The 6,053-nt window shown below is 61.6% G+C and carries 6 protein-coding genes and 1 pseudogene; 6 read left to right on the top strand and 1 reads right to left on the bottom strand.

Annotated features, from left to right (window positions below; translation table 11 throughout):
* Positions 1-361: 361 nt before the first annotated feature.
* Positions 362-578, top strand: a pseudogene (locus tag ACP7AU_RS17340) (DDE-type integrase/transposase/recombinase); the annotation flags it as partial.
* Between the two features lie 110 nt (positions 579-688).
* Here the strand turns inward: ACP7AU_RS17340 and ACP7AU_RS17335 are convergent.
* A complete protein-coding gene (locus ACP7AU_RS17335; RefSeq protein ID WP_426052226.1) occupies positions 689-1,570 on the bottom strand; it encodes a transporter in 882 nt (293 codons plus the stop codon).
* Between the two features lie 321 nt (positions 1,571-1,891).
* Here ACP7AU_RS17335 and ACP7AU_RS17330 point away from each other — a divergent pair, with 321 nt between their 5' ends.
* From ACP7AU_RS17330 to ACP7AU_RS17310, 5 genes are all read left to right on the top strand, one after another.
* Positions 1,892-2,695 (top strand): metal ABC transporter substrate-binding protein, encoded by an 804-nt coding sequence (locus ACP7AU_RS17330; protein WP_426052225.1) that lies wholly within the window; start codon positions 1,892-1,894, stop codon positions 2,693-2,695.
* Entirely contained in the window at positions 2,692-3,579 is an 888-nt protein-coding gene (locus ACP7AU_RS17325) for a manganese/iron ABC transporter ATP-binding protein (RefSeq protein WP_426052224.1), read from the top strand. The genes ACP7AU_RS17330 and ACP7AU_RS17325 overlap by 4 nt, the downstream gene beginning before the upstream one ends.
* Positions 3,576-4,442 carry a metal ABC transporter permease gene (locus ACP7AU_RS17320; protein WP_426052223.1) on the top strand — a complete coding sequence of 289 codons (867 nt, stop codon included), beginning with the start codon at positions 3,576-3,578 and terminating at the stop codon, positions 4,440-4,442. Before ACP7AU_RS17325 ends, ACP7AU_RS17320 begins: the two co-directional genes overlap by 4 nt.
* Entirely contained in the window at positions 4,439-5,323 is an 885-nt protein-coding gene (locus tag ACP7AU_RS17315; protein ID WP_426052222.1) for a metal ABC transporter permease, read from the top strand. Before ACP7AU_RS17320 ends, ACP7AU_RS17315 begins: the two co-directional genes overlap by 4 nt.
* Before the next feature lie 35 nt (positions 5,324-5,358).
* Positions 5,359-6,053, top strand: a 695-nt coding sequence (locus ACP7AU_RS17310) for an IS6 family transposase (protein ID WP_426052221.1), incomplete at its 3' end; no start/stop codon positions are given.

Below are 6,053 nucleotides of genomic sequence, written 5' to 3'. Positions count from 1 at the left end.
GATCTGGGAAGGCTCTGTGCACGAGTTCTTCTCGATGGCCGACATCGTGCGTGACGCCAGAGAGGCTCAGGACTGGTCGTTCGGACGCCTCCGGATGGCCCTTCGCTGAGAGCCTGGCGAACACACTCCGTCCCTGCAAACTAGATTCAGCGTCGTCGTTCGACGGGTGTTGTCAGGATGAGATTCGCAGCTTCTAGTCAGGCCTATTTCAGGGACACCGATCGGGCAAAAAAAGAAGAAATTCAGCAGAGGGTGGTCGATGAACAGACCTGCCCAACTCGCCGCTTGGTCATAGTATTCAACCGACGGCACCAAGTGTGGCTTTAACTTGACAACACCTCTGCACCGGCCGGTTCGGCTGCGGGAAAACAACCGCGTCGAGAACTCCCACCTCCCGATCCGACGACGAGAACGGCAACAGCAGCGGTTCAAATCGCAGTCTTCAGCACAGAGATTCCTCACCACCCACGCGGCGATCTACAACACCTTCAACACCCAGCGTCATTTGATCGACAAATCCAACCCTTCGCCGCTATCGCGCCGAAGCCGATGCCGGATGGGCGACTGCGGTCGCCTGATTCCGGCAGGGTAGGACGCTCCTCGACCCGGCGCGGTTATCCTGACAACGCCTCCTCACGTGCCCGTTCTCATCTCGTCGCCCGATTGCCATATGATTGACTAGGACCGCCTAGAATCTTCGTGACAATCCGGCAAAAAGGGCGATGTCATCAGCTGCGTCTGTGACGCCCAAGTTAACACCTGCATCCAATTGGATGCTGTCGGTCAAGGCGTAGGTGACGCCGGCGTCGAAGGTGACCACCCACGTGGCACCGCCCTCGGAACTACGTTCCGTGAATACTTCGGCGTAAATTGCAACGCGGTCGGTCAGGGCAAAACCGACGGTCGCCAAGTTCACGAACGATGGCGATAGGCCGCTGCCGTCCGCATCCTCCAGCATGTCGATCTCGGTCATCAGCCCGATGCCGACGCGATCGGACACTGCGATCGCGAGGGGGACGATCAGCCCGAACTCCACCGCATCATTGCCTAGGCCGTTTGTGTTAGTCGGCGTCTTGACGAACGGCATCAGAGCCAAAGCCGTTCGGCCGCCATCATTGCCCCACAGATTGTGTTTCAACCGAACGGTGACGTCACCGAACCCCTCGGCCGTCGATCGCGTCCCGGACACCCGGTCGATCACCGTCCGGCGGATGTAGGAATCGATCACGATCTGCAGATCGGTGCTGTTGGTTAGCCCCACCTTCAGGTTGATCGGGCTGAGGTTCAGAGTTTCAGTTCGGAGGTCGGTGTCTTCATCCCGGTCGGTCGTGAAGGTCGCGAAATCCATCTCGAACTGGAAATGTCCGGCATCGACCGTATAGGCGCTTTCAGTCTTGTCAGGCCGGTCGGTGGACAGCTCGCGCATCAGCTCTTGCGGGGTCGGGTTGGTCAGGGTGTATCGGGACTTGTCGGGCTCCTGCGCCCTGACGGTGGACGCCGCGATTATTGAGACCGCGAATACGAAGCCCCTAGACCATTGAATATAAGGCAAAATAGTAGAGATACGCATCACGCGGTCACCTCGACAGATGGGTGCGCAAGCGAAGATGGCGCGAACGCTCTCACCGAGAGGTGAGGCCCCGATCAACAATCTCCAAGCAAATTTTCAGCCTCGGCTAAAATATTTAGCATCAGGCAACTTTTGTGCGAGTTGGACGTATTCCACCGTTAGGCAAGCGTAGGGGAGACGACCTTGATCTCGGAAATCCGGCCCCAAATCACCCAGAGTCGCAGGGGCGTTCTTGCGCTCGCAGGCGGCGCATTCGCGTTGGCCGGAATGTCGGCCTGCTCTGCGCCAGATAGCGCCGGAGCGGGGGGCGGCTTCAAGGCGGTGACGACCTTCACCATCCTCGCCGACATGGCCCGCAACGTGGCCGGCGACCGGATCACGGTCGAGTCCATCACCCGCGCCGGGGCCGAGATTCACAACTATCAGCCCACGCCCGGCGACCTGCTGAAGGCCCAAGACGCCGACCTAATCCTTTGGAACGGCCTGAACCTGGAACTGTGGTTCGAGCAGTTCTTTGGCAATCTACGCGACGTGCCGGGCGTCACTCTGACCGACGGCTTGGAGCCGATGGGGATCGGCGAAGGCCCGTATAGCGGTCGGCCCAATCCCCATGCCTGGATGTCGCCGACCGCCGCCCAGGTCTATGTCGACAATATCGCCGGTGCCTTCACCCGCTACGACGCTCCGAATGCCGGGACCTACCAAGCCAATGCCGAGGCTTATAAGGCGCGGATCGCGGCCGTGGTCGCGCCCATCCGCCAGCGGCTGGCCGTCATTCCGCCGGAGCGTCGATGGCTGGTGACCAGCGAGGGCGCCTTCAGCTATCTGGCGCGCGATTTCGGGCTTCGTGAGGTCTATCTGTGGCCAATCAACGCCGATCAGCAGGGCACGCCGCAACAGGTGCGCAAAGTCATCGACATCGTCCGTGCCAATCGCATCCCGGCCGTGTTCAGCGAAAGCACCATCTCGGCCGACCCGGCCATACAGGTCGCGCGCGAGACCGGCGCGGCCTATGGCGGGGTGCTTTATGTCGACTCACTCAGTGAGGCGGATGGACCGGTGCCGACCTATCTGGACCTGCTGCGCGTGACCTCTGAAACGATCGCGACGGGGTTGTCGGCGTGAGGGATACGACAGACGCCGCCGGCCTGGATATCCGCTCCGCGACGGTGACCTACCGGAACGGCCACACGGCGCTGTCAGACGCATCTTTCGTCGTGCCGGCCGGCAGCATCACCGCCTTGGTCGGCGTCAACGGCAGCGGCAAGTCGACCCTGTTCAAGGCCATCATGGGGTTCGTGCCGGTCACGGGCGGAACGGTTTCGGTGTTGGGCCTGGCGGTCAAGGCGGCGCTAAAGAAGAGCCTGGTCGCCTATGTGCCCCAAAGCGAGGATGTCGACTGGAACTTCCCCGTCCTGGTCGAGGACGTGGTGTTGATGGGCCGCTATGGCCGGATGAACTGGCTGCGGATGACCACGGCCGCCGACCGCGCGGCCGTCGATGTGGCGTTGGAGCGGGTCGGCATGAGCGATTACCGCAAACGCCAGATCGGCGAACTGTCGGGCGGCCAGAAGAAGCGGGTCTTCCTGGCCCGCGCCCTGGCCCAGGACGGACGGGTCATCCTGCTGGACGAGCCGTTCACCGGCGTGGACGTCAAGACCGAGGACGCCATCACCGATCTGTTGCGGGGTCTGCGCGACGAGGGCCGGGTGCTGCTGGTTTCGACACACAATCTGGGGACGGTGCCGGAGTTCTGCGACCACGCCGTCCTGCTCAACCGGACCGTAATTGCCGCGGGCCCGACCGAAGAGGTTTTCACCCAGGCCAATCTGGAAAAGGCGTTCGGCGGGGTGTTGCGCCACGTCATCCTGGGCGACGCGGCGTTGGGTTCCGGGCGTCGGGCAATCGGGGTGCTGACCGACGACGAAAGACCGTTCATCGTCTATGGGGAGCCAGGGCCAGTCGGTTGCGAGCGCACCCCCGAGCCGAGCCCGGAAACGGTTCCGTGATCGCGACCCTGATCGAGCCGTTCGGCTATGGCTATATGGTCAACGCCATGTTCGTCAGTGCTTTGGTCGGGGGCGTCTGCGCCTTCTTGTCGGCCTATCTGATGCTGAAGGGATGGTCGCTGATGGGAGACGCGCTGTCGCATTCGATAGTGCCGGGCGTGGCCGGCGCTTACATGCTTGGGCTGCCGTTTTCGCTGGGGGCCTTTCTGGCCGGTGGGCTGGCGTCCGCCACCATGCTGTTCCTGAACCAGCGCACCAAGCTCAAAGAGGACGCAATCATCGGCCTGATTTTCACGGCTTTCTTCGGCCTGGGGCTGTTCATGGTGTCGCTGTCTCCGACGGCGGTGAACATCCAGACGATCGTGTTGGGCAATATCTTGGCGGTGACCCGGGCCGACACGATCCAGCTGGTCATTATCGCGGGCTTGTCCCTAACCATCCTACTGGCCAAATGGAAGGATCTGATGGTCGCTTTTTTTGACGAGAATCACGCTCGCTCCGTCGGCCTGAACCCGACGGTCCTCAAAGGACTGTTTTTTGTCCTGCTTAGCGCCTGCACCGTGGCCGCGCTCCAGACCGTGGGGGCCTTTCTGGTCATCGCCATGGTCGTGACGCCGGGCGCGACGGCCTATCTACTGACCGACCGCTTTCCGCGGCTGATCATAATCGCCGTCGCTGTCGGGGCGACCTGCAGCTTCGTCGGGGCATATTTAAGCTATTACCTGGACGGTGCGACGGGTGGGGTGATCGTCGTGTTGCAGACCCTGGTTTTCGCCACCGCCTTTCTGTTCGCCCCCAAGCACGGCCTGCTGGCCGCGCGTCGCAGACGACATGCCGCTCATCCCGCAGGTGTCGCGTCATGATCGAGATGCTGACGGGCCCGTTCCAGTTTCCGTTTATGCAGAACGCCTTCGCCATTGCCGTGCTGACGGCAGTGCCGACGGCGCTGCTGTCGTGTTTCTTGGTGCTGAAGGGGTGGTCGCTTATGGGCGACGCCGTTTCGCACTCTGTGCTGCCCGGCGTGGTGCTGGCCTATGTGGCGGGAGTGCCGTTCGTGGTCGGCGCCTTTGTGGCCGGCATGATCTGCGCCCTCCTTACCGGCTGGCTAAAGGAGAACAGCCGGATCAAGGAGGACACGGTTCTTGGGGTTGTGTTCTCGGGCATGTTCGGTCTGGGGCTGGTCCTCTATACGGCAATCGAAACCGACGTTCACCTGGATCACATTCTATTCGGCAATATGCTGGGCGTGGGCGCTTCCGACCTGATCTTGAGTGGGATGATTGCCGTTCTCGTGGTCGTCGTCATCGGCCTGCGCTGGCGCGACCTGATGCTGTACGCCTTCGATCCGCAGCAGGCCGGAGCCTTGGGCCTGCCGGTGCGCTGGCTGCACTATGGACTGCTGTGCCTGCTGTCGCTCGCGATCGTCGGGGCGATGACGGCAACCGGCATTATCCTGACCATCGCCATGCTGATCGCACCGGGCGCGATCGCGTTTCTGGTCACGCGTCAGTTTCTGCCGATGATGATAGTCGCGGTCGTCATCGCCGTCGTCGCGTCGCTCGCCGGTGTCTATTTAAGTTTTTTCCTCGACAGCGCCCCGGCGCCGACGGTCGTGATGATCCTGAGCGCCATCTTCATCGTGGCTTTCAGCATGACGCAAATTTCCAAAGCGCGAGGTGATCTGAAATCACTGCGCAAGCGGGCTCGGTTAGAACTAGCCCAGGCTCTGTCAGCCCAAACTTAGGCCGGCGGTAAGGGGAGGGCGGCTAGCTCTTTGGGATGGCCAAGAGCACCAATCCGTTCCGCTACTTCGACAGCTCGCCGGAGGTGATCCGGACGGTGGTGATGATGTACGTAAAGTACCCGCTGTCGCTCCGGAATGTGGAGGACCTGCTGGCCGAGCGTGGCATCGACATCTGCCATGAGACGGTGCGCCTGTGGTGGAACCGGTTCGGCCCGATGTTCGCTGCGGAGATCCGCAGGAAGCGGGTTCAGAAGATGCGCGCGTTCACCCACTGGAGGTGGCATCTCGACGAGATCTACGTGAAGATCAACGGCGAGATGCATTACCTCTGGCGGGCCGTGGACAAGGAGGGCGAGGTGCTGGAATCCTTTGCCAGCAAGACCCGGGACAAGGCCGCGGCTCTGACTTTCATGAAAAAGATCATGAAACGGCACGGCCGGGTGAAGGCCATCACGACGGACGGTTTGCGATCCTACAAAGCCGCCATGAAGGCCCTCGGCAACGCCGCCAAACAGGAGATCGGCCGCTGGGCCAACAACAGGGTTGAGAACTCCCATCTGCCATTCCGACGACGAGAACGGGCCATGCTGAGGTTCCGGCAGATGAAGACGCTGCAGAAGTTCAGCTCAGTCCACGCCGCCTTCCACAACCACTTCAATCAGGATCGCCACCTCATCAGCAGAGAGACATACAAAGCCCAACGCTCAGCCGCCCTGGCCGAGTGGAAGAT

The organism is Brevundimonas sp. SL161, assembly GCF_049896985.1.
In the GTDB taxonomy this organism is placed as follows: Bacteria; Pseudomonadota; Alphaproteobacteria; order Caulobacterales; family Caulobacteraceae; genus Brevundimonas.
This window is presented reverse-complemented; position numbering and strand designations above follow the sequence as displayed.